The sequence below is a fragment of the Flavobacterium sp. N502536 genome, from assembly GCF_025947345.1.
In the GTDB taxonomy this organism is placed as follows: domain Bacteria; phylum Bacteroidota; class Bacteroidia; order Flavobacteriales; family Flavobacteriaceae; genus Flavobacterium.
Genome location: NZ_CP110011.1, coordinates 1,095,355 through 1,121,894, shown reverse-complemented (window position 1 = coordinate 1,121,894; position 26,540 = coordinate 1,095,355). Strand labels below are relative to the sequence as shown.

At 36.5% G+C, this 26,540-nt stretch carries 18 protein-coding genes and 2 pseudogenes; 7 read left to right on the top strand and 13 right to left on the bottom strand.

Translation table 11 applies throughout. The features are described 5' to 3' along the window. The first annotated feature begins 37 nt into the window (after positions 1-37). From radC to OLM61_RS05075, 3 genes are read left to right on the top strand one after another with little or no spacing between them, the layout of a single operon-like run. Positions 38-775 carry a RadC family protein gene (radC, locus tag OLM61_RS05085; protein WP_264525358.1) on the top strand — a complete coding sequence of 246 codons (738 nt, stop codon included), beginning with the start codon at positions 38-40 and terminating at the stop codon, positions 773-775. Between the two features lie 3 nt (positions 776-778). Then, on the top strand, positions 779-1,465 hold the full coding sequence (locus OLM61_RS05080) for a YjjG family noncanonical pyrimidine nucleotidase (RefSeq protein WP_264525357.1): 687 nt from the start codon (positions 779-781) through the stop codon (positions 1,463-1,465). A gap of 2 nt (positions 1,466-1,467) precedes the next feature. Continuing rightward, complete coding sequence (locus tag OLM61_RS05075) at positions 1,468-2,214, top strand: hypothetical protein (RefSeq protein ID WP_264525356.1); 747 nt, start codon at positions 1,468-1,470, stop codon at positions 2,212-2,214. Positions 2,215-2,228: 14 nt separating this feature from the next. Here OLM61_RS05075 and OLM61_RS05070 read toward each other — a convergent pair. After that, positions 2,229-3,505 (bottom strand): annotated as a pseudogene (locus OLM61_RS05070) (replication-associated recombination protein A). Between the two features lie 218 nt (positions 3,506-3,723). On the opposite strand from OLM61_RS05070, the gene OLM61_RS05065 reads away from it, so the two are divergent. After that, the gene (locus OLM61_RS05065) at positions 3,724-4,488 is read left to right on the top strand and encodes a rhomboid family intramembrane serine protease (RefSeq protein ID WP_264525355.1); all 765 of its coding nucleotides are present in this window, start codon (positions 3,724-3,726) and stop codon (positions 4,486-4,488) included. A 147-nt stretch (positions 4,489-4,635) separates the two neighbouring features. Here OLM61_RS05065 and rlmB read toward each other — a convergent pair. The 12 genes and pseudogenes from rlmB to OLM61_RS05010 all read right to left on the bottom strand — a co-directional run bounded on the left by rlmB (position 4,636) and on the right by OLM61_RS05010 (position 23,313). After that, positions 4,636-5,369, bottom strand: a pseudogene (rlmB, locus tag OLM61_RS05060) (23S rRNA (guanosine(2251)-2'-O)-methyltransferase RlmB). An 82-nt stretch (positions 5,370-5,451) separates the two neighbouring features. Continuing rightward, entirely contained in the window at positions 5,452-6,333 is an 882-nt protein-coding gene (locus OLM61_RS05055) for a hypothetical protein (RefSeq protein ID WP_264525354.1), read from the bottom strand. Between the two features lie 19 nt (positions 6,334-6,352). Continuing rightward, a complete protein-coding gene (locus OLM61_RS05050; protein WP_264525353.1) occupies positions 6,353-8,068 on the bottom strand; it encodes a SusD/RagB family nutrient-binding outer membrane lipoprotein in 1,716 nt (571 codons plus the stop codon). An 11-nt stretch (positions 8,069-8,079) separates the two neighbouring features. Next, positions 8,080-9,894, bottom strand: a complete 1,815-nt coding sequence (locus tag OLM61_RS05045; protein ID WP_264525352.1) for a TonB-dependent receptor — start codon at positions 9,892-9,894, stop codon at positions 8,080-8,082. 11 nt (positions 9,895-9,905) lie between these two features. Next, positions 9,906-11,102 (bottom strand): TonB-dependent receptor plug domain-containing protein, encoded by a 1,197-nt coding sequence (locus OLM61_RS05040; RefSeq protein ID WP_264525351.1) that lies wholly within the window; start codon positions 11,100-11,102, stop codon positions 9,906-9,908. A gap of 5 nt (positions 11,103-11,107) precedes the next feature. Then, positions 11,108-11,233 carry a hypothetical protein gene (locus OLM61_RS05035; RefSeq protein ID WP_264525350.1) on the bottom strand — a complete coding sequence of 42 codons (126 nt, stop codon included), beginning with the start codon at positions 11,231-11,233 and terminating at the stop codon, positions 11,108-11,110. Positions 11,234-11,643: 410 nt separating this feature from the next. After that, entirely contained in the window at positions 11,644-13,077 is a 1,434-nt protein-coding gene (locus tag OLM61_RS05030) for a SusD/RagB family nutrient-binding outer membrane lipoprotein (RefSeq protein ID WP_264525349.1), read from the bottom strand. Between the two features lie 14 nt (positions 13,078-13,091). Beyond that, positions 13,092-16,280, bottom strand: a complete 3,189-nt coding sequence (locus OLM61_RS05025; RefSeq protein WP_264525348.1) for a SusC/RagA family TonB-linked outer membrane protein — start codon at positions 16,278-16,280, stop codon at positions 13,092-13,094. 314 nt (positions 16,281-16,594) lie between these two features. After that, positions 16,595-18,097 carry a SusD/RagB family nutrient-binding outer membrane lipoprotein gene (locus OLM61_RS05020; RefSeq protein ID WP_264525347.1) on the bottom strand — a complete coding sequence of 501 codons (1,503 nt, stop codon included), beginning with the start codon at positions 18,095-18,097 and terminating at the stop codon, positions 16,595-16,597. A gap of 11 nt (positions 18,098-18,108) precedes the next feature. Next, the gene (locus tag OLM61_RS20885; protein WP_319800541.1) at positions 18,109-18,681 is read right to left on the bottom strand and encodes a hypothetical protein; all 573 of its coding nucleotides are present in this window, start codon (positions 18,679-18,681) and stop codon (positions 18,109-18,111) included. Between the two features lie 20 nt (positions 18,682-18,701). Next, complete coding sequence (locus OLM61_RS05015) at positions 18,702-21,323, bottom strand: SusC/RagA family TonB-linked outer membrane protein (protein ID WP_319800540.1); 2,622 nt, start codon at positions 21,321-21,323, stop codon at positions 18,702-18,704. Positions 21,324-21,597: 274 nt separating this feature from the next. Next, positions 21,598-23,313, bottom strand: coding sequence for a hypothetical protein (locus tag OLM61_RS05010; protein WP_264525346.1), 1,716 nt, complete (start codon positions 23,311-23,313; stop codon positions 21,598-21,600). Positions 23,314-23,481: 168 nt separating this feature from the next. On the opposite strand from OLM61_RS05010, the gene rpsL reads away from it, so the two are divergent. Genes rpsL through fusA form a run of 3 tightly spaced genes read left to right on the top strand, consistent with a single transcriptional unit; the run spans position 23,482 to position 26,533 of the window. Then, positions 23,482-23,865 carry a 30S ribosomal protein S12 gene (rpsL, locus tag OLM61_RS05005; protein WP_007136570.1) on the top strand — a complete coding sequence of 128 codons (384 nt, stop codon included), beginning with the start codon at positions 23,482-23,484 and terminating at the stop codon, positions 23,863-23,865. 24 nt (positions 23,866-23,889) lie between these two features. Further along, entirely contained in the window at positions 23,890-24,366 is a 477-nt protein-coding gene (gene rpsG, locus OLM61_RS05000; RefSeq protein WP_007803600.1) for a 30S ribosomal protein S7, read from the top strand. Positions 24,367-24,376: 10 nt separating this feature from the next. Then, positions 24,377-26,533 (top strand): elongation factor G, encoded by a 2,157-nt coding sequence (fusA, locus tag OLM61_RS04995; RefSeq protein ID WP_173967235.1) that lies wholly within the window; start codon positions 24,377-24,379, stop codon positions 26,531-26,533. Positions 26,534-26,540: the final 7 nt, after the last annotated feature.

Here is a 26,540-nt window from a genome sequence, read left to right as displayed (position 1 = left end):
CTTATTTTTAGATATTAACTTCTAAGAGTATTGTAAAATGAGAGCAAGTTTAAAAGTTGTAAAAACAACAAGTGAAACCCCGGATTTTTTGGCAACTTATTTTTCTATAAGAGATTGGTCTGAAGAAGATCGTCCTCGCGAGAAGTTGATCCTTAAAGGTAAAGAAGCCTTGAGTGATGCCGAATTAATTGCACTGTTAATTCGCTCAGGTAGTCGAAATGAATCGGCAGTACATCTGAGTCGAAAGATTCTATTGAGTGTTGATAATCTCAATGCTTTAGGCAAACTATCAATTACGCAGTTGTTAAAATACAAAGGAATAGGAGAGGCTAAGGCTATTGCAATTATTGCTGCTCTGGAGTTAGGGCGCCGTCGAAGATCGGAGGATGTAGCTGAGTTTGCTAAAATCACTTCCAGCAAAACGGTTTTTGATATTATGCAGCCCCTAATCGGAGAATTGCCACACGAAGAATTTTGGGTGCTTTTTCTGAATAATTCGAATAAAGTAATTTCTAAATCCCAGTTAAGTAAAGGTGGAATTACCGGGGCCACTGTCGATGTGCGTATTGTTTTTAAATTAGCGCTTGAAATCGGGGCTACCGGTTTGATTTTGTGTCACAATCATCCATCGGGAAGTTTGCAGCCCAGTGAGGCAGACAAAATGCTTACAAAAAAAATAAAGTTAGCCGGTGACAGCTTAGATGTTAAAGTTTTGGATCATTTGATTATAACTGAAACAAAATATTATAGTTTTGTAGATCAAGGAATTTTATAAATTATGAATACCACTATTACCGATGTCTTTTTTGACTTAGACCACACACTTTGGGATTTTGACAAGAACTCAGAAATGGCTTTTGATCGAATTTTTAAAAGTAAATATCCCGAAATTCAAACACAGGATTTTATTGAAAAGTATGCTCCGATCAATCAGCAATGCTGGAAATTGTATCAAAACGATAAAATAACACATCTGGAGCTGCGTTACAATAGATTGAAGTTTTCTTTTGATGCTTTAAATTATGTCATTTCAGATGAAAGCATCAATGAAATTGCCAATGATTATATTGAGTTTTTAACCGATAACAATCACCTTTTCGAAGGAGCGATTGAAGTTTTAGAGTATCTGAAACCAAAATACAGACTGCACATTATCACCAACGGTTTTGCAAATGTTCAGGATAAGAAAATTAATAATGCGGCACTTTCGGGTTATTTTGAAACCATAACAAATTCTGAACTGGCAGGTGTTAAAAAACCAAATAGTATTATCTTTGATTATGCGATAAACATTGCAAAAGCTTCGAAAGAAAGTAGCGTTATGATCGGTGATTGTCTGGATGCCGATGTCAATGGAGCATTAAATGCTGGTCTGGACGCTATTTTTTTTAATGAAAAAAGAATTGAAGCTCCGCAAAATATCAAACAAGTAAACCATTTATTAGAACTTAAAAAATATTTATAATTATGAGAATAAAATTTTTGTTGCTCGCATTCCTTACATCAATTATCGGGTTTTCGCAATCGGTTAATGATTACAAAGCTGTTATTGTACCGTTAAAATATGATTTTCTTAAAACAGAAAACCAATACAGAACGTCAACAATGACAAAAGCTAATTTAAACAAAGCGGGTTTTCAGGCTTTTTATGCCAACGAGATACTTCCGGAAGGTTTTGGTGATCGTTGTGATCTTTTGTATGCTGATGTTAAGAAAGAAAGTGGTTTTTTAATCACTAAGCTTTATGTGGAATTTAAAGATTGTTATGGTAAAGTAATTTTCACATCAGCAATAGGAAAAAGTAAAGAAAAGGAGTATGAAGTGGCTTATAGAGAATGTCTGGATCTTGCTTTTGTTTCGGTTACTGCTTTGCGTTACAAATACAACGGTAAAAGCGCCAATACGGTAAAAACCTCAGTTGCAGCTACTCCGTTAACAGCATCAACTGTTGCGGCGAAAGTTGCCGAAGCAACTCCGGTAGCCGATATTAAAGATCCTAATTTATTATATGCTCAGCCAACAGAAAATGGTTATCAGTTAATTGATAAAACGCCAAAAGTGGTGATGAAGTTGTTAAAAACATCACGCCCTGATTCTTTTATTGCTATTAAGGATGGTATCCAGGGATCTTTGAATGCAAAAGACAATCAATGGTTTTTTGAATACTATAGAAACGATCAGTTAGTTTCTGAAAAAGTTTCAGTAAAATTCTAAAATAAGAAACGGTTTTAATAGCCGTATTTATCTTTCCAACGGTTCTTTAAAAATTCGCGGTTGCTGTTCTCTCTTGAATTGTGCCCCGGATTGTAAAGAACCGTTTCTTTTATGGCATCGGGTAAAAATTCCTGCTCGGCAAAATTATTGGCATAGTCGTGCGAATATTTATAATCATCGCCATAACCAAGTTCTTTCATAAGTTTGGTTGGCGCATTCCTTAAATGAATAGGAACGGGCAAATCACCGGTTTGTTTTACCAATTGCTGTGCGTTGCCGATGGCCATGTACGAGGCATTACTTTTAGGAGAAGTAGCCAGATAAATGGCACATTGGCTCAGTATGATTCTGCTTTCCGGATATCCAATTGTAGTGACCGCCTGAAAAGTATTGTTGGCCATAATAAAGGCAGTCGGATTTGCATTGCCAATATCTTCGCTGGAGAGAATCAACATTCTTCGGGCAATAAATTTCACATCTTCGCCACCTTCAATCATTCTGGCGAGCCAATAAACAGCGCCATTGGGATCACTGCCGCGAATCGATTTTATAAAGGCCGAAACAATATCGTAATGCTGTTCTCCGCTTTTGTCATACAATACCGTATTTTGTTGCACTAATTCGAAAACCCGATCGTTGGTAATAATAATTTCATCACCAGCTGAAGCATTAATGACCAGCTCAAAAATATTCAGCAATTTTCGTCCGTCTCCTCCCGAAAGCCTTAGCAGCGCCTCGGTTTCTTTTAAGGTAATGTTTTTAGAAGCCAAGTAAGTATCCGTTTTCATGGCGCGGTGCAGCAGGGCTTCTAAATCGGCTTTTGTGAAAGCATTGAGTATGTAGACCTGGCAACGTGACAATAATGCAGGAATGACTTCAAAACTTGGGTTCTCTGTCGTCGCACCAACCAATGTAATCCAGCCTTTTTCAACAGCAGCTAAAAGTGAATCTTGCTGTGACTTACTGAAACGATGGATCTCGTCAATAAACAAAATAGGGTTTTTAGCCGTAAACAATCCGCCGCTTTGTTTGGCTTTTTCGATCACATCACGAATGTCTTTTACACCCGAATTGATGGCACTCAGTATATAAAAAGGACGTTTGGATTCCTGTGCAATGATTTGCGCCAAAGTAGTTTTACCAGTGCCCGGAGGCCCCAGAAGATCAATGACGGAATAATTCCTTTCGAAATTTGCTGTGTTAAGGATCCATTTGGTCCAACCAAATGACTCTGACTGATGTAATCTTCTAAATGTTGTGGGCGAATACGCTCGGCTAAAGGTGCTTCCATTTTGTAAAATTACTATTTTCAGTTTTAATTTTATAGTTTTTAGAAGCTATTCCTGCTGTCCGCTGTATCTTTTGCGTCCGCCACGGCAGACACAAAAGGATGCCGCTCCCATCAGGGCTAAAATGACATTTAAGAAAGTTCTTGTTAGCTGACAAATTATCAGTAAATTGTAATTGGATAGTTTTTTGATGTCATTATTTAAAATTACCTGAAAAATTATGAACGACAACCACTTTAAATTTACGACTTCAGTTATAGGACTTCCGGTTTTTTTTGTTCTTTTTTTGTGGATTGTGTACTGGGTGCAGATCCGCTTTGACTTTGATTTTTATCAATATGGTGTTTATCCCAGGGATTTTTTAGGTCTGCAAGGTGTCTTGTTCAGTCCTTTTATTCATGAAAATTTAAGTCATTTATACAACAACTCTATTCCGCTGCTGGTATTATTAGCAGCATTACAGTTTTTTTATCCCAAACAATCCTTTGCAGTTGTTGCCTATGGTATTTTATTTTCGGGATTGATAACGTGGATTATCGGCCGTGAAAATTTTCATATTGGGGCGAGCGGATTGATTTATGTTTTGGTCAGTTTTATTTTCTTTAAAGGAATTCAAACAGGGTATTATCGATTGGTCGCGCTTTCGTTATCTGTTATTTTGCTTTATGGCGGAATGATTTGGTACGTGTTTCCGGAGGTAGATAAAACCATTTCCTGGGAAGGACATTTGGCAGGTTTTATTACAGGATTTGCTATGTCTTTAATTTATAAAACTCCGGAGTACGCAAAACCTATTGTGTATGAATGGCAGAAACCGGGTTTTAATCCTGAAGAAGATCCCTTTATGAAACATTTTGATGAAAATGGAAATTTCGTAAATACAGAGATCGTAGAAGAAGAACCGGAGGAATTAATGACTTATTTTAATTCAGATGTTCCGGTTAATTATATTTTGACTAATTCTGAGACAAAGGAGGATAGGTAATCTTTGGCTTAGTATGTTTATTTTACCCGTAGCTTAAGGTTGTAGTTAACAGTACTGCAATTAAGCTACAGGTTTTTAGAAAGAATAAGTTATGAGTATTTTTTGAAGACATTAATTTGTCTTGTAATTCCCAATTCTTTGTATTATTTAGCTTCTTTGGCGAACAGCCTCATATAGAAAAGCACCACAAGCTACAGAAACATTTAAAGATCCAATTGATCCAAACATCGGTAATTTTGCTTTTTCATCTACAATTTTAAGTACAGAAGGATTTATACCTCTGTCTTCAGATCCCATGATGATGGCTACAGGTTCGTTTAGTGTAATGTCGTATATATTCTGATCTGTTTTTTCAGTTGCCGCCACGGTTTTGATTCCCGATCCCTGAAGATAAAAAATCGCATCTTTGATATGTTCGACTTTACAAATCGGAACATTAAATACCGCTCCTGCCGAAGTTTTAACAGTGTCTCCGTTTACGGGGCCGAACCTGCTTTTTGTACAATGATTCCGTTTACGCCGGTACATTCAGCAGTTCTGATAATTGCACCAAAATTTCTTGCGTCTGAAATCTGATCTAGTATTAAAAATAAAGGTTTTGATCCCGATTCGATTGTTGATTCAACCAAATGTTCTAATTCTATAAAACCAATAGGGGAGATGGTTGCTACCGCTCCCTGATGATTGTTTGGCGTTAAGCGATTGAGTTTTTCTACAGGAACATACGAGAAATTAATGTTAGCGCGTTTCATCACCTTCATTAAATCTTTCATTAATTCTCCGGAAATTTCTTTTTGAATAAATACTTTATCAACTTCTTTTCCTGCCTGAATGGCTTCTATAATGGCTCTAATTCCAAATATTTGATGTTCTTTTTCCATGGGACAAATATAGGTATATTGTTGGTATAAAAAAAAACCACTCTGAGTGAACAGAGTGGTTTCAATATAAAATTTATTTTGATTAAGGAGCTTTAACTAAATTGAATGTATAGTCAGACGATCCGCTAAAACTAATTTTTAAGTTAATGTCTCCGGTACATGAACTAACGTTACCAGTTCCTGTAACAGTGTAAACCTGTCCAGGTCCGTAATTCCATTGCTCATTACTTGTAACGGTAACCGCATTTGTAGCCGGGTTGATAGTACCAATAATATAAGAAGTACTTCCGTTAATCAAATATGGGTTAGCTGTATTCAAAATTCGGAATACATATTTACCATTTGCTGCATTGTAAACTACAGGAACAATATCTCCAATTCCATAATCCTGCCATGTATCAGCGGTAACTTTATAGTTTCCATTGAACTGAGAAGCATCATTTAAAGGACAAAGTGCCGTGTAAGTTTGTTGCACTTTCCATAATGTTGAATTGGCTACGTCAGCTCCGTATGCTGGCTGACCGTTATCGGTAAACATTTTCAAAACACTTCCGTCTTTCAATTTTAAATCAGCAGTGATCACTAATTTATCAAGAAGACCAAAACTTGCAAATGTTGGGAATGCCTTAATAAGGTCTGCTTTAGTATACTTTAATGTTGCCGGGAAAGTGGTCACATTAGCTTGTAATGTTGCTTTTGAAACAACACCGCTTTTAGTAAAATAACCCACTACATCCATAGAGCTAACCTCACCGGTAGAAACTCCTAAAGTTAATCCCAGGTTTAGATCTCCCGCACCTTGCAGTGCTAAAATGTTTATACCCTGATCTGAAGTAGCGATTTTATTGATGTTTGGAGTGGCTCCTTCAACGGCGCCAATGTTTGATGTTCCTCCATCGTCATCACATGAGAACGCTATTAGCAAAAACAGCATTGATGTGAATATTAGTTTTATATTTTTCATTTTATTCGTTTTTTAATGATTAAAGATCCCAAAAGATTTTGTAAGTACCTGGGTTTTTCTGAGCCGGAGCACTTGCATTAGAATTTAATTCTGATTGTGGCCAGTACCATGATACTTGGAAAGGGTTATTTAATACAGTTTGTGAATCATTTAGAGGAAAAGCATCATTGTTGTTCAGCTGATATTCTTTTGTAGTACTTAGCGGGTTTGCTAATACAGGGAAACCAGTTCTTCTGTAATCAATGTATTGATCAGCAGGATCTCCAAAAGTACCTACCCATTTCTGAGTCATAATAATCTCTAATTTTTTTGCAGCATCGCCTGCATTAAATTCAGCTATTACTTTTGTAATGAAGTTATTCACTGCAGTAGAACCTGTAAGAACAGGAATTGTTGCAAGCTGAGGCGATTGGCTTTTAGCTACTACCTGGTCAACTTTAGCAAAACTTGCTGTAACAGCTTGTTGAAGTTTTGTAGCAGCATTTCCAGCTAGTTTTCCTGTTTGTATTAACTCTGCCTGAATGTATAAAAATTCATCATAAGTTAATATTCTGTGTGGTGCTATACCTGTTCCTGATTTTGCAGCTAAAGTTGAAACTGAACCACCTTGTCCGTCATCATATCTACCACCAGAAGGGAAGATACCAGGATAGGTAAAAGTGTTCTCTGCACTTTTATCTCTGTCAGGACCTGTACTCCCAAATCGGATACTAACAAAACCAGTTGATTTATCCCAATAATCTGCACCAGGATTTCCTGTTGTAGTGTTTCCTTGGTCAGGTGGGAATTGGTTTGGTTTTAATTGGTTGTAGTAGTAATATTTCATTCTAGGATCTGGGTTCCCGTTATGAATATTAGGGTTTACTCCCTTCAGGATTTCATACATCCATGGACTTTGGTAAGATCCAAATTGTGTACTTTCATAAGATTCGATAAACAACCTGTTTCTTTCGTTTGTTGGCGAAATTATATTGAAACGTGCAAATTGGAAATCATCAGCATTAGAAGAGAAGAAGTTGTCTTCAGCTATTAAAGCGTTAAATCCTGCCTGATCAAAATCAGAAGTTAATCGTGTTTGATTGTATAATTTTAGTTTAAAAGTATTGGCAAATTTTATCCATTTAGTGTTACTTCCACCATAGAATATATCATCACCACCTGGTTTTTTTAAACCGGCATTACTTTTTAAGTTCACTTTTGCAAGATCGATTAATTTAAAAATACTTGCATAGATTTCTTTTTGATTGTCAAATTTAGGCGCAAGGTTACCAGTAGTTAATTTAGTCGCTTCGCTGTACGGAACATCTCCCCACATGTCTACGGCATATGCCATGATATACGCTTTTTGCATTTGAGCAATACCCAAGTATACTAAATCTCCAGATTTAGTAGATTGTTCTATTAGGGTTTCAAGATTAGTCAGACTCAGGTAAACTGCGTTCCAGTCATTATTCATAGGAATATTATCGACTTTTACTCCGTACTGATCTTCTTCCTCTCTGGCTGTCATCTGGTGCGTGTAAACCGCAAGGATATCACCTGTGTTTAAATTGAATTCACCTATTTCAGCAATATCGCTTTGGATTTGAGTTAGTAAATAATTCAATGGAGCAACCGTTGGGTCATCAGTATCTTTATCAACATCTAAATAATTACTGCAGCTACTGAAAAAAGTAGTGAGAGATAATAAAACCAGAGCAGTTTTATTATTTTTTATAGAATTATATAATTTCATGTCGTTTTGTATTAAAATGTTAAATTAATTTTGAAACCCCATCTTTTTGCAGTCGGAGCAGCTGAAGTTTCTATACCTTGTAATGTTGAATTACCGTAGCTTGTCGTTTCAGGATCAAAATTGGTGTACTTAGGAACGTTTGGAGCAAAATACCAAAGGTTGTTTGCGATAAAACTTAAACTAATTCTTCCAAATGGAGTTTTTTCCAAAATTTTACTTGGTACATCATAAGTCAAGTTTATTTCTCTTAATCTAAATACGGTTCCGTCATAGATTGTTGCTTCATCAACAGAATTGATTCCGAAAGTACTTCCTCCTGCAGGTGAGAAGTAAAGCTCATTCATGCTTAATTGTGTTGTATTTGGAATTTGGTTTCCGTTAGCATCTAAGATTGGAGTTCCGTCATTATTTCCATAGTAACCTGGAATGATATATGTTTTTTCTCTGTCTTCAGTATCTCTGGTTACACCTCTTCCTAATAATTGTTCGATAGTAGAAGAAGAGATATCTCCTCCTTGTTTCCAGTCAAACTGAGTTCTTAAACTCCATGCTTTGTAAATAAAGGTATTCGCAAAACTTACTCTGAATTTAGCATTTGGATCTCCAATAACTCCAAGTGAAGGATCTTGAATAACTGCTCCTCCAGATCTGTTGATTAAATAATTTCCATTAGCATCACGAGCAAATCTTGTTCCGTAGAATACACCAAATGGTTGTCCTGGAATTGCATAAGCAATTTGATTTGCATTAAGCTGAATTCTGTCTAAACCTTCTTTTAAGGTTAATACCTCATTTTCGTTTTTAGTGAAGTTTGTTAATAACGACCATGTAAAGTCTTTAGATTTAATAGGTACTAATGTTAATCCAAGCTCAATACCTCTGTTTCTGATAGAACCTGCATTAGTGTTTAACTCTGTAAATCCAGTTGAAGATGCTACAGTTACCGGAGTAATTAGATCTTTTGTTGTTTTAGAGTATAAACTTAAGTCTACTGCAATTCTTTTTCTGAAAAATTCTAAATCTGTACCGATTTCAAATTCTTCTGAAAATTCAGGTCTTACGTCCTGATCTCCTAAGAAAGTATTGTTTCCGATTCTAGGAAGACCGTTGTAAGCTTGTCCTTGATCGTAAGATATTTTTAAGAATTCTGCTGGTACATCTCTACCAACTTTCGCGAAACTGGCTCTTAATTTAGCAAAAGTTAAAACTTCGCTTTGGATGTTCAATGCATCAGTTAAAACTGCAGAGGCACTAACAGATGGGTAGAAATAAGAGTTTCTGTTTTTTGGTAATGAAGAACTCCAGTCATTTCTCGCTGTAGCATTTAAGAATAAATAATCTTTATAAGATAAAGTTACATCGGCAAATACACCTACATTTCTTTTCATAGCGCGCTCATCAGTTAAACTGGCGATACTTTTAACGTTTTTGAAAGTAAAGATGTTTGGTACAATGAATTCTCTTCCTTCATTTGCAACTCTTGTGTATTCATTTTGTAGAACGTTATTACCAACAATGGTAGCTAATTTAAAGCTTTCATTTAATTCGTAATTAAAGTTCAATAAGAATGTAGATTCAATATCTTGATTTACATAGTTATCGCTAAGTAAGTTACCTAATCCGTTGTTTGCTCTTGAAGCTAAATCACGAACTTGTATTCTGTTTAATGAATATTTGTTGATACCCGCTCTGTAAGATGCTGAAATGTTGTCGTTAAGAACGTAGTTTAAGTTAATACCTGCAACAATTCTATCCGTATTAGTAACGATTTGATCGTGTTGCCAAGACCAAAGTGGGTGGTCGAATTGAGTTCCGTTTGGAGTCACAGATCCACCAGTTACGGGTCAACATAAGGAAGATTTAAATCCCAGTTTCTCGCTAAGAACAAAGTTCTGGCAAATGAAGAAGATGATCCTGCAAATTGGTTTTCTCCAAAGAAACCTCCTACTTGTTTTGTTTTTGAGTAAGCTAAGTTTGCTCCAACAGTGAATTTTTTGCTTAATTTGAAATTTCCACCTGCAGACATTGATGTTCTGTCGTAAGAGTTGTAAGGGATGTAACCATCCTGACGTAAATCTGAAATAGTTGCATTAAAAGTTCCGTCTTGTCCAGCGTAGTTAAAACCAATTGTTTTGTCTAATACTGTTCCTGTTCTGAATAAGTCTTTTACGTTATTTGGTTTTGCAACATAAGGAACTGTTGGACCAAATTGATCAGGATAAGCAGCTAAAAGCGTTGGCCATGTAGGAATTGTAGCTAATGAATCAAAGCGAGGTCCCCAAGAACCATTTGCATTTGAATATTGGAAGTTGGCTCCTGAACCATAAGTGTTTTGATAATCTGGTAAGTTGGCAATAGTTTCAAAGTAGGTACCCATTCCAACATTTACATTTAATTTTTGATTTTTGTTTGGTTTAGATGCACCAGATTTTGTGGTTACAACGATTACACCGTTCATTGCTCTTGAACCATAAAGTGCAGCTGCTGCTGTACTTTTAAGTACGTTGATGCTTTCGATATCATTTGGATCTAATGAAGACAAAGCTGATTCGTATCCACCACCTCCAGTGATCTGGCTCGTAGAAGTTACCGATACATTGCTGTAGGCAATACCGTCAACGATAATTAAAGGATCTGTATTACCCGTTAATGAGTTAACCCCTCTAATCGTGATTTGGTTTGCAGCTCCGGCAACCCCAGTGGATGTATTAACGTTAACCCCAGCCACTTTTCCGGCAAGAGCTCTTGATAAATCTGGTTCTGAGTTTTGGGTAATTTGTTCCGCTTTTACTTCACTTACAGAATACCCCAGTTTTTTCGGATTACGTTTAATCCCGAAAGCCGTTACCACAACACTCTCTAATTGTTGTGCTGCACCATCTAATAATTTTACATTAATTGCAGAAGAAGTAGCAGCTACTTCTTGGGTTTTCATCCCAATGTAGCTAAATACTAAAACCTGGTTTGAAGAAGCTTTGATAGAGTATTTACCATCAAAGTCAGTTTGCGTTCCTGTTTTGGTTCCTTTAACCAATACACTTACACCGGTAAAGGCATTCCTGTATTGTCAGAAACTGTTCCAGAAACAGCTCTTTCTTGCGCAAAAGTAAGTTGCGCAACTAGTACTAATAGTAGTACTAAGCATCCATTGAACTTTAGTTTCATTTTTATGTGTTTTGAATTAGTTCGGTAAAAATCTTAATTATTTGTTAATCTACCTAATATAAAAAGCTTTTTTTTTACCCATATTATGCTTTTATTACGAGATGTGTTTTTTTAGTGTTAAAATACACTTGTTAATATGTTAATGTTTGTTTTTCGTTTAAGATGTGATAATGCTTGATTTTATTGGGGTTCCGGAAGGTGTTGCGTTTAAAAAAAACGTGTTGTGGAGTGTTTTTTTCTGTGTAGTTTTTTGAAATAAAAAAAAGAGGCAGTCTCTTTTTTTTCGGAGAAAGCCTCTTTCTGTTTTGTTAAATTTTTAATTTTTTGGGAAAGTTGTAAGCAGAAAAAAGGGCACTCATCATGATGATGAATGCCCTTTTTAGGAGTTGTTCTGAAGTCAGAGAATACTATTATCTAGTACCTCCAGCCCACCAAACTTTTTCTTTGTATACATAAGAACCGTCTCCGTATAGATCCTTAATGTTTGAATTCGAAGCTACATCAGATTGACCGTAAGCAAATCTTTGTGGGAACAATTCAGGTTTTGGATTTACCAAAGGAATAAAGTCTCCATTGCCCATTGCTTGTAAACGTCTAATATCGTTGTAAGATTCAATACCTTCATTTTCGTAGAAAGAAATATGTTTTTCTACCATGATTTTTTTCAACAATGCATTACCTGTTAATGCTCCAATAGAAGCAGTGTAAGTATCTGCCTGAGCTGGTGTAAACGCTACAGCTGTTTTTTTAGCATAAGCTGCTTTAATAGCTGCATTCATTGTAGTTTGTGCTTCAGGTAAACCTAATCTTGCTTGAGCTTCAGCTTTCAGGAATAATAATTCATGATAGCTTAATAAGTATGTCGCGTTTGCTTCACTCATAAGAGCTGAGATAGAATATCTACCTTGAGCTTCGACATCTTCTTTTGAATTGTCAAATGGACGGAATACACCAGCCTTTTTTGTAAAGAATGAAGCTGTACGAGCATCTGCTGGCCCGTTAGCAGCCATAATGTCGTAAAAACTTTTAGCTACAGACAAAGCTCCTCTGTTTAATTCGAATCGGGCGAATGGATTTGGAACACCTTTGCTTACAAGTTTAAGTTCGTCATCAGCAGTGGTGAAAGAAGCATTTGCGTAGTTTATTACACCTTGATAATCTGCTTTTCTAAGCGATAACCTCATAGTGTATCTTGCTAGTAATCCATTAGCTGCTTTTATCCATCTAGCTGAATCTCCACCATAAATAGGATCCTGAAGAAGTAAATTTGCATATGTTGATGTTTTCTTCAGATTAGCAATACCTTCATTTAGGTTTTTAAAGATGTCTAAATAAATTGCCTCTTGTTTGTCAACTTTTGGTTGAAAGATTTCTCCCGGTTTTCCAGATTCTGTGTAAGGAACATCTCCAAAAAGATCTGTAAGAATAGCTAAGTTATAAGCTTTTAGTACTTGAGCAATACCTAATGTCTGGAAGTTTCCTTTTTCTTCTCCAACCGTACATTTATCAATAATGATATTTAGTTCTCTTAGTTGTCTGTAACTGTTGTTCCAGCCATTATTGTAAGTTGAAGATAATTGTGGATCTGCTCTTCTAACCTGAGCATTATACATTTGGTTGTGATTTCCTGCGCTTAATTCAGAATATACACCAGCATAAAATGAGGCATCAGCACCTGTTACTGTGAAGGCAGAATTGACCATGACATCCGTGATGATTAAGCGGGTAGCCATATCTGCCGGATTGTTCACATTCTTATTTATTTCGTCCATTTTGTCCTCAGAACAAGATTGGAATAAGAATAAAGCCATTAAAGCTGTTATTGTTATTTTTATATTTTTCATTTGATTTTTTTTAATTAAAATGTAAAGTTCAATCCAAAACCAATGCTCTTAGTTTGTGGCATTGTCCATTGTTCGAATCCACCTGAGAAGTTGTTGTTTCCTTGTGTTGCTTCCGGATCTAGATTTGGCATTTTAGACCATAATAAGATATTTCTTGCGAAAACAGAAGCTTTAATATCTACAGTATTGTCTAATAATTTAGGGAATTGGTATCCTAAAGTAACTTCTCTTAATTTTACAAAACTCGCGTCAAAAACTGCAGATTCTGCAATATTATTTAAAGCTGCTTGTAATTTTTGTGCTCCTAGTGGATCAGAAGCTCCTCCTCTAACAATGTCATTTGGAGTTCCGTCTTGTTTAACACCTGGATAGACAAACTGAGAAGTTCTGTCTGCAGTTCTTGCATCTACACCATAAAAATTCATTAAGTTGTTAGATCCACTGTACATTTTTCCTCCATTTTTCCAATCAACAACTGCTCCTAAAGAAACTCTTTTGTAAGTAAATTGCGTAGAACCTCCTAAAGTAAATTTAGGGGCAACTTCTCCTAATACTTTTAATTTTCCATCTGCCATAGGAAGACCCTGAGCGTTTACAATAATGTTATTGTTTGCATCTCTGGCATATCCTGTACCGTAGATTACCGGGAAACGATCTCCAACGCTAGCTCTAAGTTGTGGAGTTGTGAATCCACCTAGGAAAATATTGTCTACACCGTCTTTTAGAGCCATTACTTTACTGTCGATTTGTGAGTAATTCAAATTGAATGTCCAGTTAAAATCAGCAGTACGTATTGGGTTAACCATTAAACTAAGTTCATGTACTTTAGTAAGCATTTTTCCTCCATTTGTTACAAAAGAACTTGCTCCTGTTGATCCAGTTAATGGAACAGGGAAAATTTGGTTTGTTGAATTTTGCTCAGAGTAAGTATAGTCAATTCCAACTCTGTTGTTGAAAAGTTTTACATCAGCCCCAAGTTCATACGATTTTGTGTTTTGTGGTTTTAAGTTTGGGTCGTATAGCGTAGTGTTAGGGATAAAAGAGCTAATATTGTCTAATGGATATTGTATTGGGTTTACACTCCAGAATCCACCAGCATAGTTAGGTGTTGAGTAAGAGTTTCCAATGTAATCTCCTGATTGTCCTACTTCAGCAATAGATCCTCTAAGTTTAGCATATGAAAGAACTGAACTGCCTTTTAATCCTTCTAATTCTGTTAGTACAAGACCCAAAGATGCTGATGGGTAAACAAAATCTCTGTTACCTCTTGGCATATTTGAAGTGATGTCTTTACGGATAGTTCCGCTCAAGAAAATCATGTTTTTGTAAGAGAACTCAGCATTACTGAAGAAACCTACAGTACGAATTTGTCTACGGTATTCTGCAGCTGTTACAATTCTTGCATTGGCAATTGTTGGCCAGCCACCAAAGTTCAAATTGGTTCCAAGATCCTCATACTCTTTAGAGTTTCTGTGGTTGTACTCGTTTCCAACTAAAACATTTAAGTTAAAGTCATTAGTAATGTTTAAGTTGTAGTTTAAGGTAAATAGAGAGTTAAGTACATCATTTGTTGTACCATTAAGTTCTACACTACTAGTTTTTCCTGATAAATCAAGTTTGTTTCCAAATTCAAAAATGTCTCTGTAATTTGTTGTCCATGAATCAACACCAGCTTGGTATTTAACGGTTAGCTTTTGGCTTCCGTCTTCACTGATCACAGGAGAATACTGAATGTAAGCATTTCCATAAACACGATTTGTTTTTTCACTAAATTCATTGTTTTTGGCAGCCCAGTATGGATTGTTGAAATTAGTTGGTCTAAAATAAATTTGATCGTATTGATTTGTTGGTGAGGCGTAGCCATTCCCTTTTAAATCGTAACTTCTTGGAGCTGCAAATACACCAACAATTGCACCATCATTTGCAGATGTACTTTTGTTGATTTTGGTTTGTACGTAGTTAAATGAGAAACCAGTTTTCCATTCATTACTTAGTTTAGTATCTACAACTGCTTTTGCAGTATATCTGTTCATACCTGTTTCAGGGATGATACCGTCTTGTTTGGAAGTTCCTACACCAAATGAATAGTTTGTTTTTTCTGTCGACTGAGAAACATTTAAAGTGTTATTTATTGTTACTCCAGTATTGAAGAAGTCATTGATGTTGTCGTAAGCTTGTGGTGTAACCCATGGATCTAAACCAGCTTTCGCTCTTTGAGGCACATAGTATTTACCAGGTCTTAGAACTCCTCCGTTATTTGCATTAACAACGTTTCCTCCGAATGCAGGGTCATTAGGTAATTCTGATATTTTTGGCCCCCAGTTCATTGATGAGTAAGGATCAAATGTTCCGTCAATACCTTGAGCGTATTCATTTTGAGTACTTGGTTTTTTTGAAATCGTTTCAAAACTTGTTGAAGTGTTGAAAGTAATAGTAGGCTTACCGCTTTGTGCTAGGTTCTTACCGCTTTTTGTAGTGATTAAAATTACACCATTAGAAGCTCTAAGTCCGTATAAAGCTGATGCAGCCTGACCTTTTAAAACGTTGATAGATTCAATTTCGTTTGGATCAATATCCACTGCTCTGTTAGCAACATCAGCTCCACTAACACCATTTCCTGTGCTGTAATCTGCTTGTGATGCTACTGGCATACCGTCAATAACGTACAAAGGAGTGTTGTTTCCTGTGAAAGAACGGGCACCACGAATTATGATCTGAGAAGAAGCTCCAGGAGCACCACTAGAAGGAGTAATAGATACACCCGCTAATTTTCCTTGTAAAGCTCCGGCAAGACTGTTGTTGTTTGCTCTTGTAATGTCGGCTGCTTTCACTTCTTGTGTAGCATATCCAAGTGCACGAGCACTTTTCTTAACACCTAATGCAGTAACTACTACACTTTCCAGTTCTACTGAATCGTCTTTTAGTTTTGCATTAACAGTAGTAGCGCTAGCTGTAACTTCTTGGGCTTTCATCCCAATGTAGCTAAAAACTAATACTTGATTTGGTGCTGCTTTGATAGAGTATTTTCCATCAAAATCTGTTTGCGTTGCTGTCTTCGTCCCTTTAACTAATACACTAACACCCGGTAAAGGTATTCCTGCATTGTCAGAAACTGTTCCAGAAACAGCTCTTTCTTGCGCGAACGTAAGTTGCGCAACTAGTACTAGTAAAAGTACTAGGAATCCATTGAACTTTAGTTTCATTTTTAAATATTTTGAATTAGTCCGACAAAAATCTTAATAATTAGTTAATATACCTAATCAAAAAAGTTTTTTTTTCAGCAAAACAGCAGTTTTACTGACAGGAGTTGTTTTTTTATCGTTAAAATGCATTCAAAATTACATGATTGATATTTTTTTACTTAAAATCCGATGAATAGCACAGTTTATGCCTGCTGAATTAAATGTTAAATTTTATGGGATGGATGGTAATTTCCGGTTTTTTATACGTTTTCAACAAAAAAACCACCCGAAGATCGGATGGTTTTGTGTTAAATTATGTTATTTTCTGGTATTTCTTATTTATCCCAAAAAATCTTCGTTGTTAGTTTGTCACCTCCAATAGAAGTTGCTGCAGCATTGTAGTTTGTCGCGTTTAGCGTTTGTTCTCTGATAGGGTAAGCCATTCTCGATGGAACTTGTCCTGCTGCTGCCGGGTCTGCAGTTGCCGGTGCTGTTAGAACAGGGAAGTTTAATCTTCTGGTAGATGTCCAGCCTTCAAAACCTCTGTTGAATAAAGCATACCATGCTTGTTCTCCTACTTTTTGTTGCCATGTTCCCGTCGCTGTAGCATAAGCAACTGCTGGTTGAGCAAGGTAAGCGTTGGCATCAGTTGATGAAACACCCCAGTCTTCCATAGAAGCTAAAATTGCTGCATTATAATGAGAAGCAATAGTACCTCCAACAGCAACACCTCTTCCTGAAGCCTCTGCTAATAAAAATTCTACTTCTGCATAATCTAATAAAGTACCACTGAAATCTGGTGCTTTGATTTTGTCACTGGCGTGAGTATATTTAGACTGAGAGTTTTTTATTCCAACGATTCCACCTCTGTAACCTGTTACAGTGATCAAATCTCCATCAGCATTGGTGTCTTTGTAAGTTGGTCTGAAATAAGGAGTTTTTCTCGGATCGTTTAATGTCACTAAAGCATCAACGAATGGTTTTGCAACAACAAAGTCATTTCTTCCTGAGAATACCATATCTACATATAGTGGGTTGGTATTCGGAAGGTTTAACATATAAGGTAATTTTGCGTTGTCGGCATTTGATGTAAATCCTCCTGCAGCACCAGATATAATGGTAGCATCGGCAAGTGCTGATTCAAGTCCTGACGCTTTTAGGTTAACACCTAATTTTAGCTTCATACTATTTGCAAATTTAATCCAGGCATTCAGATCGTCTTTATAGATAACTTCTGCAGCTCCAAAACCTGGGTGTGAAGTGTCTAAACCGGCGATGTCTTTATTTAGACGTGCAATTAAATCTTTGTAGATGTCTATTGCTTTGTCGTATTTAGGCAAATAATCAGCAGAACCTTGTAAGGATTCTGAGTAAGGAACATCACCAAAAGTATCTACTAGAATTTGATACGTATATACCATTAGTATGTCAATCAAAATTAATTGATTTTTCTTGATGATTGTTTTTTGAGCAAATTCAGGATCAGTAGGTGAGATTACATCTTTTTCCAAAAATCCTTTTGCCTGAGATAAATCAGCAAGTGCGCCTGCATAAAGTCTGTCCCAGTGATTGTCTGAAATTTTACGGGTTACCCAATTGTAAATAGATTCGTCCAGGTACGTAGTTTCAGTCCATTGTTGATTTACTAATCTAAAAATGTTTCTGTTTACGTTGGTATTGACAAGTTGTTCTGTTAGGTTTTTCTCAGCATTTGTAAATAAAGTGCTTGGGGGTACTACAGAAGGGTTTTTTACATCTACATTTAAGTCTGTTAGGCTGCTATCGTCACATGAAACTGTGAGAAGCATGATTCCTAAAGCATATATTAATTTTTTCATTTTGTTCTGTATTAAAATTTGAATGTTAAGTTAAAACCAATATCTCTGGTTGTTGGAAGAGATCCAACTGAATAACCTCTTGAGCTATTTCCTGAAGACAGTCCACTTTCTGGATCTGCGTATGGTAGATTTTTACTGATTATCCATAGGTTCGAACCAACTAAACTTGCAGATGCTGCGTTTATGAATGTGTTTTCGAACATGCTTTTTGGGAAGTTGTAAGTAATAGATACTTCTCTTAATTTAACAAAAGAAGCGTCATAGATAAAGGCTTTGTTTGGAGCTGCCTGATATCCCATGCTGGTTGCAATTGTTCCACCTTTTGTTTTTACGGTATTTGGAGTTCCGTTAGGAGCTACTCCAGGATTTAAAGTACCATTTTCTCTGATGTCTCCTACAGCTGTTTCTTTGTATAATCCAGATGCAAGACCATAATACATATCTAAAGAGAAAATGTCTCCACCTTTTTGAGTGTCAATTAAGAATCCGAAAGTTAAGTTTTTGTAGGTAAATTTGTTTCTAACACCACCAATCCAGTCCGGAGTTATGTTTCCGATTGTATTGTCTGAAGAAGTAGTGATCATGTATTTTCCTGTGGCTTGGTCTATTGTTGGCTGACCGTTTGTGTAAACAAAGTCAGTTCCTTTAAGTGCGCCGTAAGCTTCTCCGGTGCAGCATTAACCGTTACACCACCTTGGAAAGCTCCTAATTGCAGATTGTCTAGTCCGTTTGGTAAAGTGATTACTTTACTTCTGTTGTTAGACCAGTTTACGATAATTTCCCAAGTGAAATCTTTAGTTCTGATTGGAGTTCCGTTTAACTGAATCTCAAATCCTCTGTTTTCGATGTTTCCACCATTTACAAGTCCGTTTGTGAAACCAGATCCTGAAGAAACAGCAGCTGCAACAATTTGATCAACGGAGTTTGTTTTGTAGTAAGTAACATCAAATCCTAAACGTCTGTCCAATAAACTTGTTTCTAAACCAACTTCGAATGATTTTGTTCTTTCAGGTTTTAGGTTTGGATTTTTGTTGATACTACGGAATGGAAGTAATAATGCATTTGTGTAAAGAGGTGTTCCTTGGAAGTTGGATACTCTTGTATAAGTATTGTTTAATTGTAATGCGTCTGCATCATTTCCAACTTCAGCATAGTTGATTCTGAATTTCCCCAGATTTAACCAGTCTGCTTTTACTACGTTTGAGAAAAGGAATGATCCTGAAATTGCAGGGTAAACATAATCGTTGTTGTTGTCTGGTAATGTAGATGAAACGTCTCTTCTGATAGAAGCATCTACAAAGTAAGTGTCTAAATAACCAACAGATGCCTGAGCATAGATACCATTAACACCTGAAGATATTTTTGCTTCTCTTGGGAATGGAAGGTCTAAACGTGAATTTGATAAGGCATAAATTCCAGGAACTACTAATCCTCCAACGGTTGAAGAAAGTACATTGTCTCTTTTATTACGTCTGATGTTTGTTCCGATTACTCCATTTAAGCTAATGTTGTCTCCAATTTTTTTATTGAAGTTTAACATAAAGTCATAATTGATCTCTTGGAAGTCGATGTTGTTTCTTTGGTATCCTGATGATTCGTCAACTGGTGAAAGACCAAATCCTGAAGCGATAGATCCAATAGCTCTTCTTTCTTCTTGTAGTTGTTTGTACGTATCAAGCGAAACTCTTCCTAATGCGCTTAACCATGGAGTGATTTCGTAGTTAAGGGAAGCGTAGCTAAACAAACGTGTTCTGTCATCAGAAGAATAATTTTGATAGCGGGTAAAGTATGGGTTGTCCCAGTATGCCGGTACTAAACCTGAAGGATCTGTTGGGTCGGCCCAGTTCCAGGTTACGTTTTGTCCGCCTGATGCAAAGTAAACATCTTTTAAAGCCTGAACATCGGTATTAGTTTGCCACCATTGTCTGAAGTTACTCATGATATTGTCATTGTAACCTGTCGAGTTTCTACCTACAGTACTTTGTAGTGTAACTGCTGCATAAGCATTGGCAGTAAGTTTGTCAGTAACTTTTTGGCTGAATCTGGCACTGATTTGATTTTTCTTCAATTCACTGTTTGGAAGAATACCAGTTTGATTAGTGTTAACATAGCTTAAAGATAAGCTTGATCTTTCAGTTGATTTTTCAAGTGCAATACTATTAACAAAAGTATGAGCATCATTAAAGAAAGTTACAGGGCCATTTTTTGCAGCTGCCCATGGTGTTGCTTTTCCGTAGTTTGGAGAAAATGGTGTGAAAGCATCCCATTGATACACGGGTTGATTGTTGAACGCGTCCCCGTCAGAAGCATCATTAGAGGTGTCAACGGTGTCTGGTGTACCAGTTCCTAAGAATGACGATCCAAAACCATATCCGGATCCGTATCTGTTTTGATATTTAGGAAAAGTTGATTTGTCAACACTTCCATTGGTGAATCCGCTTGAGAAAGAAAATCCTATTTTGTTGTCATTTGATTTTCCTTTTTTGGTAGTTACCATTACAACACCATTTGCGGCTCTTGATCCGTATAATGCCGTTGCAGCAGCTCCTTTAAGAATGTTGATGCTTTCGATGTCTTCCTGGTTGATATCCGAAGCATTGTTACCGTAATCGTAACCACCGCCACCAACTTGTTGTGAAGAAACGTTTGTGTTAGAGTTGTCAATTGGCACCCCATCAATAACCCAAAGGGCCTGATTGTTTCCGGTAAGTGATTTATTTCCCCTGATTACAACGTTTGTAGAGCCTCCAAAGTTGTTGTTTCTTTGAACTTCTACCCCCGCAGCTTTACCAGATAGGAGGTTGGCAACGTTAGCGTTTCCGGCTCCGCCATTAACGTCTTTTCCTGAAATTTGTTGAGAGGCATATCCAAGAGATTTCTTTTCTCTTTTAATACCCATCGCTGTAGTTACCACAACGCCTTCCAGCTGTTGGGCATCTCCAGATAACTTAGTGTTTACTTGTGATGAGCTCGCGGCAATTTCTTGAGTCTTCATGCCGATGTAGCTAAATACTAAAATTTGACTTGTGGTTGCTTTGATGGAGTACTTACCGTCAAAATCAGTTTGTGTGCCGGTTTTTGTTCCCTTGATTAGTACACTTACGCCTGGTAATGGCATACCTGCATCATCGGTAACGGTCCCCGAAACGGCTCTTTCCTGCGCAAAGGTTAGTTGCGCGAATAGCACTAATAGTAGTACTAAAAATCCATTGAACTTTGGTTTCATTTTTTCAATTATTTTGAATTAGTCTTACAATATTCTTAATAATTTGTTAATAATCCTAGTGTTGGGTTAATGAATTTTCTCACAAGGTTAAAATTTAACATTGTAACATATATTAAGCATTGTGTTAAATAATTGAATTTGCTGGGTTTTTGGTCAGTTATTACTGCGGTTATTTCGTGTAATTCCGCTTATTGTTTGGGATTTTACGGAAATTCTAAGTTCTTAATGATTTGTTAATAGTGAGATCGCTGTTTTGGTGAATTTTCTCACAGTGTTAAAATTTAACATTATAGTTTATGCTGACAATTGTGTTAAAAAATTTAATTTCCTGAAGACTTTCCCCGCCATTGCTGAGATTAATTCGCAACAGTCCACTCGTTGTCTGGATGGTTGTGCCGATTCCGACTCCTGATAATTTTTGTAATTTATTAAGATTTTGATTGTTTGTTAAATCTTGATAGATTGCAAAGTCTATAATCGAATTGATGTACAGGTTGTTGGATACTTTGTATCGGTACTCGGTGAGTAACATAGAGGCGAAATTGGCCTGAAGGCTGTTCTCGGCGAAACCTCTTATAGAGTTTGTTCCTCCAAACCGAAACAATTCGTTGGTGATGTAATTTTGGCTTTTTAAATAAAAAACCTGAGGATTCAGAAAAATGAAGTTCTTTTTGTTGAGTTCAAAATTGTACGACAGATTAAGGTTGGTGTAGAATTGTTTGCTGGATGTTACGGTTTGTGGGCTGTTGTTGGTGTTTCTTTTCCCGTATCCGACGATGAAGTTTAGAGCGGCTTTTTTAGGGAATAAGGTATTGAGATAATCTGTTTTTTTATACTCGAGAGTAGAAGTGACGTACGAGTTTTTGTAGTCGCTAATGGTGCTGTTGTTTGTGTTTTGAATGTCGCTTGATTCCGTAGACTGATAACCCAGGTAGAGTCGTGAATTGTAGTTTAAGAAATAGCCTAGGTCAATTGCGGTTTTGGTGTTCTGAAAAGTACTGTCCTGTTTGAAGATATTGAGTTGGGCTTTGATGCCTAGTGGGGATTGGAATATGTACGGAATTTCAATTTTTGTATTAAAGGTTTTTTGTTGGTTTCTGTCGCTTTTCCAATATAGCGAGAATTGTTCGCCTGCATGAAGCGTGTTTAATAACGACAGATCCAGGTATCCGTTTAGGGTTGTTTTTTTGTTTTCGTCATTAGAGAAGCCAATGTAGCCGTCAAAAGTGTTTGCTCTTCTTTTTTCGATATAAGCATATACTTTTGTAGCATCGTTTGTGAATAGAATTTCGGGGTATTTCGTTTGAGTTATAAATTCAAATGCATTGATGTCGTTGTATAATTGTTTTATAGTTTCCTGATTGAAAGTTTTGTTTAGGTATTTTTTGTTGAGTTGTTTGAGGTGTCCTTTTGGGAAATAATCTCGTTTGGAGTTGTCGGTTTGGGTTAGAATAATGGAATTTACAGTGCGTTTTTTTTCGGATTTAAAATTTAAGCTTGCGTAAATTATGGAATTCTTTTTCTGTAGGTCTTCAAGTTTTATTTTGTTGAGCGCAAAACCTGCTTTTTCTGCCTCTAATGTTTTTTGATTTAGATAATTTTCTAATTCTCTATACGGAATAATTAAGGTGTCGTTTTTGATTTTTGCGTCGTCAAAAAAACTGCGATTTGCTCCTATATATATATGTACCTCTTTTATTTTGTTTTTTAAGTTGATTGTGGAGGTGAAAGTGCTGTCGTTTATTTTTTTTGTCTCCATTATTTGATGGTCCAGATAACCTTTTTTGGATAGCTTCTCAGAAATATTTTTAACTTCGTCAAATAGTGATTTTAGGTTAGCGTGATTTCCGGAGTAACTTAGTGAATCAATAATTTGTGTTTCGGCTGGATTGGATCCTTTAATTTGTAAATGAAGATCTTGAGCATAGAAAGAAATGCTGACAATGAAAAATAGGAGGGATAAAAGCGGTTTCAAAAGCAATTGTTTCATTTATTAAAAGTATTGCAAATATCTATTGTTTGTTTGTAAAATCATAAGCTTAAATAATCTTATTGAAAATTAATGGATTAACGTTTGTATAGTGAAAAATATTTTATACATTTGCAACCCCGTAAAAAGCGGGAATTTAATATACATAATAAATTTTTAGTATTAATTATGCCAACAATTCAACAATTAGTAAGAACAGGAAGAACTCAGATAACTAAGAAGAGTAAATCGGTTGCTTTAGATTCTTGTCCTCAAAGAAGAGGGGTTTGTACGCGTGTTTACACTACTACACCAAAAAAACCAAACTCTGCAATGCGTAAAGTTGCGCGTGTACGTTTGACAAATGGTAATGAGGTGAATGCTTACATCCCTGGAGAAGGACACAATTTACAAGAGCACTCGATAGTATTAGTTAGAGGTGGAAGGGTAAAAGATTTACCAGGTGTTAGATATCATATCGTTCGTGGAGCGCTTGACACGTCAGGAGTTGCAGGAAGAACGCAAAGAAGATCTAAGTACGGTGCTAAACGCCCAAAAGAAGCAAAAAAGTAATTTAAAAACTTTTAAGAAAAAGACATGAGAAAAAGAGCGGCAAAGAAAAGACCACTTTTACCAGACCCGAGGTTTAATGACCAATTGGTAACACGTTTTGTGAACAACTTAATGTGGGACGGTAAGAAATCTACAGCTTTCAAAGTATTTTATGATGCAATTGACATCATTGAGTCTAAAAAGCAAGATTCAGAAAAATCTTCATTAGAAATTTGGAAAGATGCGTTAACAAACGTTATGCCTCACGTAGAAGTACGTAGTCGTAGAGTTGGTGGAGCTACATTTCAAATTCCAATGCAAATTAGACCAGACAGAAAAATTTCTATGGCAATGAAGTGGTTAATACTTTATTCTAGAAGAAGAAATGAAAAATCTATGGCACAACGTTTAGCGTCAGAATGTTTAGCTGCTGCTAAAGAAGAAGGTGCTGCGGTTAAGAAAAGAATGGATACTCACAAGATGGCAGAAGCTAATAAAGCTTTCTCTCACTTTAGATTTTAATTCGTAAGAAATGGCTAGAGATTTAAAATATACAAGAAATATCGGAATTGCTGCTCACATTGATGCTGGTAAAACAACAACAACTGAGCGTATCCTTTTTTATACTGGAAAGTCACATAAAATTGGTGAAGTACACGATGGTGCTGCAACAATGGACTGGATGGCTCAAGAGCAAGAAAGAGGTATTACAATTACTTCAGCTGCAACAACTTGTGAGTGGAATTTTCCAACTGAGCAAGGAAAACTTTTGCCTGAATCATTGCCATACCACTTTAATATTATTGATACTCCTGGACACGTTGACTTTACTGTAGAGGTAAACCGTTCTTTACGTGTACTTGATGGATTAGTTTTCTTATTTAGTGCTGTTGATGGTGTTGAGCCTCAGTCAGAAACTAACTGGAGACTTGCTGATCAGTACAGAGTTCCACGTATGGGATTTGTTAACAAAATGGACCGTCAAGGATCTAACTTCTTAGGAGTTTGTCAACAGGTTCGTGATATGTTGAAATCAAATGCTGTTGCGATCACTTTGCCAATTGGTGAAGAAAATGATTTCAAAGGTGTTGTAGATTTAGTAAAAAACCAAGCTATCATTTGGCATGATGCAACTCAAGGGGCGACTTTTGATATTGTTGAAATTCCTGCTGATATGGTTGCAGAGGTTAAAGAATACAGATCTATTCTTATTGAAGCGGTTGCTGATTACGATGAAAACCTTTTAGAGAAATTCATGGAAGATGAGAACTCTATTACTGAGGAAGAAATCAACAACGCTTTAAGAGCTGCTACTATGGATATGGCTATCATCCCGATGATCGCTGGTTCTTCTTTCAAAAACAAAGGAGTTCAATTCATGTTAGATGCAGTTTGTAAATATTTACCTTCTCCAATGGATAAGGAAGGTATCGAAGGAATTCACCCTGATGATGCTGAATTATTAGAAGAAGATCAAACTAAAATCTTACGTCGTCCAGACGTAAAAGAGCCGTTCGCTGCTTTGGCATTTAAAATTGCTACTGACCCATTCGTAGGTCGTTTAGCTTTCTTCCGTGCTTATTCTGGACGTTTAGATGCTGGTTCTTATGTTTTGAACACTCGTTCAGGAAGTAAAGAAAGAATCTCTCGTATCTACCAAATGCACGCTAACAAACAAAATCCAATCGAATATATTGAGGCTGGAGATATTGGAGCTGCTGTTGGATTTAAAGATATTAAAACTGGAGATACATTGTGTGATGAAAAACACCCAATCATTCTTGAGTCTATGAAATTCCCTGCACCGGTAATTGGTATTGCAATTGAACCTAAAACTAAAGCTGACGTTGATAAGATGGGTATGGCTTTGGCTAAATTAGCTGAAGAGGATCCAACATTTACAGTTAGAACAGATGAGGCTTCAGGGCAAACTATTATCTCAGGTATGGGTGAGCTTCACTTAGATATCTTAGTAGATCGTATGAAACGTGAATTTAAAGTTGAAGTGAACCAAGGTGAGCCTCAAGTTGAATACAAAGAAGCGTTTACAAGAACTGCAACACACAGAGAGACTTACAAGAAACAATCAGGAGGTCGTGGTAAATTCGGTGATATCGTATTTACACTTGAGCCAGCTGAAGAAGTGGATGGTAAAGTTCCTGTAGGATTACAGTTTATTAATGCAGTAAAAGGTGGTAACGTTCCTAAGGAATATATCCCTTCTGTAGAAAAAGGTTTCCGTGAAGCTATGAAAACTGGTCCATTGGCTGGTTATCAAGTAGATAGTTTAAAAGTAACTTTGACGGACGGATCTTTCCACCCTGTCGATTCTGATGCGCTTTCTTTTGAGTTAGCTGCTAGAATGGGTTATAGAGAAGTAGCTAAAGCTGCTGGTGCTATTATTTTGGAGCCAATCATGAAAATGGAAGTTATTACTCCTGAAGAAAACATGGGAGATATCGTTGGTGATATCAACCGTCGTAGAGGTCAGGTGAATGACATGGGTGACAGAAACGGTGCTAAAACTATTAAAGCTGATGTGCCTTTATCAGAAATGTTTGGTTATGTAACAACATTAAGAACATTATCATCTGGTAGAGCAACTTCAACAATGGAGTTTTCTCACTATGCAGAAACACCTTCTAATATTTCAGAAGCTGTAATTAAAAAAGCAAAAGGTAACGCTTAATTCTTAA